Source organism: Vibrio sp. Vb1574 (assembly GCF_033338675.1).
Genome location: NZ_JAWOTC010000506.1, coordinates 1 through 1,005, shown reverse-complemented (window position 1 = coordinate 1,005; position 1,005 = coordinate 1). Strand labels below are relative to the sequence as shown.

Sequence of the window (1,005 nt, the reverse complement as noted above, 5' to 3'; positions counted from 1 at the left end):
TTCAATCGTGATGTATTTGATCATCGCTGCCATCAGCACTTACGTGATCACTCGCCTACTACGTCCACTGCAAACTTTGTCGGATGCACTCTCTGAACTGTCACAAGGTGAAGGTGATTTGACGCAGCGCATCGAGATTGAACGCATGGATGAAATTGGTGAACTGGCCACGCACGTCAACCAGTTCCTTACTCAGATGCAATCAATGCTAAAAAACATCGTCGAAAACAGTCAGCAGTTGTCAGAACAAGCACAACAGGCGAACGAACTCTCAGCCATGGCGGCAGGACGTGTTGAGCACCAACGAAATGACGTAAACCAAATTGCTACGGCCATTCATGAAATGTCAGCAACCGCTGCAGAAGTGGCAAGTCATGCAGAATTGACCGCAAGTGCATCCCAAAACTCCGCATCTGCGTGTGTGGAAGGTCAAAGCGTTATTCAGAAAAACCGTGAAGCAATTGTGTCGCTTGCTGAGCAAGTGAGTGATGCGGCAAATGTGATTTCTGAACTGGAAGCGAACACCCAAAGCATCAACCAAATCCTGTCTACGATTCAAGGCATTGCTGAGCAAACCAACCTGCTCGCTCTCAATGCGGCCATCGAAGCAGCACGCGCGGGTGAACAAGGACGCGGATTTGCCGTGGTAGCGGATGAAGTACGTGTACTTAGCCAACGCACTCATGGCTCAACAGAAGAAATCCGTACCATGATTGAAACGCTGCAAAGCAATACCAAGCTTGCCGTAAACAGCATGCAAGCCAGCACTAGCTTGGCAGATACCAGCGTGGATTACGCACAGCAAGCGCACGACAGTCTAACCAGCATCACCAACTCTATCACTGAGATTAATGATATGGCGATGCAGATTGCGAGCGCAGCAGAAGAGCAGCGAGCGGTAAGTGAAGACATCAGCCGCAATACTCAAGGCATCAAAGACGATGCAGATGTCATTGCTGAGCAATCACTGAAAAGCAGTGAAGGCGCACGCAGAATGTTCAACAC

Annotated in this window: 1 protein-coding gene; it reads left to right on the top strand. The window is 49.4% G+C overall.

Annotated elements, in window-relative coordinates; translation table 11 throughout:
- Window positions 1–1,005, top strand: a 1,005-nt coding sequence (locus R7O12_RS27210) for a methyl-accepting chemotaxis protein (RefSeq protein WP_318127163.1), incomplete at both ends; no start/stop codon positions are given.